General features: G+C 73.4%; 1 protein-coding gene. It reads right to left on the bottom strand.

The annotated features are described in order from the left end of the window. Positions 1–47: 47 nt before the first annotated feature. A complete protein-coding gene (locus ACFWUQ_RS31425; protein WP_384544820.1) occupies positions 48–1757 on the bottom strand; it encodes a DUF885 domain-containing protein in 1710 nt (569 codons plus the stop codon). Between the last annotated feature and the right edge of the window lie 173 nt (positions 1758–1930).

Below are 1930 nucleotides of genomic sequence, written 5' to 3'. Positions count from 1 at the left end.
CCCCCGGAGGGGCGGGCGGCCCGTCGCCGTACCCGCGACAGCGCCGGTCAGAGCTTCGACAGCTCGTCCACCAGGTCGTCGAGGCCCAGCGAGCCCTGCGACAGCGCCGCCATGTGCCAGGCCTTCAGGTCGAAGGACTCGCCGTGCGCGGCCCGCGCGTTGTCCCGGCCGAGCAGCCAGGCGCGCTCGCCCAGCTTGTAGCCGATCGCCTGCCCCGGCATCGACAGGTACCGGGTCAGCTCGCTCTCGACGAAGTCCCCCGGCCGCCCGCTGTGCAGGCCGAAGAACTCCTGCGCCAGGTCCACCGTCCACGTCTCGCCCGGATGGAACGGCGAGTCCGCCGGGATCTCCAGCTCCAGGTGCATGCCGATGTCCACGATGACCCGCGCCGCGCGCATCATCTGGCAGTCCAGGTAACCCAGGCGCTGCTCCGCGTCCTTGAGGTAGCCCAGCTCGTCCATCAGGCGTTCCGCGTACAGGGCCCAGCCCTCGGCGTTGGCGCTGACCAGGCCGACACCCGCCTGGTAGCGGGAGAGCTGGTCGGCGACGTGCGTCCACTGGGCCAACTGGAGGTGGTGGCCGGGGACGCCCTCGTGGTACCAGGTGGAGACCAGGTCGTAGACGGGGAAGCGGGTCTGGCCCATCGTCGGCAGCCAGGTGCGCCCCGGACGGGAGAAGTCCTCCGAGGGGTTGGTGTAGTACGGAGCCGCCGGACCGCCGGGCGGGGCGATCATGGACTCCACCTTCTTCACCCGCTCGGCGAGCTCGAAGTGCGTGCCGTCCAGATTCTCGATGGCCTCGTCCATGAGCCCCTGCAGCCAGGCCTGGACCTCGTCGACGCCCTCGATGTGCGTGCCGTGCTCGTCCAGGTGGCGCAGCGCCTCCCAGGGGCCGGCGCCGGGCAGGATCTTCGCGGCCTCGGCCTTCATCTCGGCGAGCAGCCGGTGGTACTCGGACCAGCCGTACGCGTAGGCCTCGTCCAGGTCCAGGTCGGTGCCGTTGAAGTAGCGCGACCAGCGGGCATAGCGCTCGCGGCCCACGGTGTCGGGGGCGTCCGCGACGGCCGGGGCGTACACGTCCCGCATCCAGTCGCGGAGCTCCACGACGGCCCCGGTCGCCAGGGCGGCGGCCTTGTCGAGCTCGGGGCGCAGCCGCTCCGGGCCGGCCGTGGCGAACTCGCCGAAGAAGTCCCGGGCACCGTCCGGGTCCTGGCCGGCCCAGGTGGTGAGCTGTGCGACGAAGGTGGCGGTCGGGCGCGGGGCGCCGAGCAGGCCCCGGTCCAGGCCGAGCTGGAGACTCTCGCGGTAGCCCGCGAAGGCGGCCGGGACCGCGCGCAGCCGCTCGGCGATGGCCGCCCAGTCCTCCTCGGTCTCGGCGGGGGTCAGCGGGAAGACCTCCCGGACGCTGTGCGCGGGGGCGTGGATGTTGCTGACCGCGCGCAGGTCCTCGTCGGCCTCGTGGATCGCGAGCCCGGCGGTGAGGCGTTCGCGCAGCAGGCGGGCGCAGCGGCGCTCGGCGTCGGAATCGGCGCCCGGCAGGCGTTCGGCGGCGTCGAGGCGGGCGAGGGTGGTGCGGGACAGCTCGGCGACCGCGGCGGAACCGGCCGGGGAGAAGTCCGGGAGCTTGCCGGAGCTGGCGGCGACACCGAGGTAGGTGCCGGTGATCGGGTCGAGGGCGATCAGGTCGTCCACGTAGGCGTCGGCAACCTGACGAGGCAGACGGTCGCCTTCGCCGGTGGTGATGAGGGTATCGGGCATGCGGACATCTTCATACGCGCGGAGGCCTGCGTCATCACCGTTTGTCGCCAGCCTGCTGACGCGGCTCCGAACGGAAGCGGATCTACCGGTTCGTGGCGGCCCGTCGGCGGCTGCGGCGGCAGCCCCCGGGGCGGGCGGGTGCGGGGGGGCGCGGGCGGGCGCGGGGGGCGGGA

Origin of the sequence: Streptomyces sp. NPDC058662, from assembly GCF_042716255.1 — a bacterium.
GTDB lineage: Bacteria > Actinomycetota > Actinomycetes > Streptomycetales > Streptomycetaceae > Streptomyces.
Note: the sequence above shows the minus strand (reverse complement) of the source record. Positions and strands in the feature narration are given on the sequence as shown.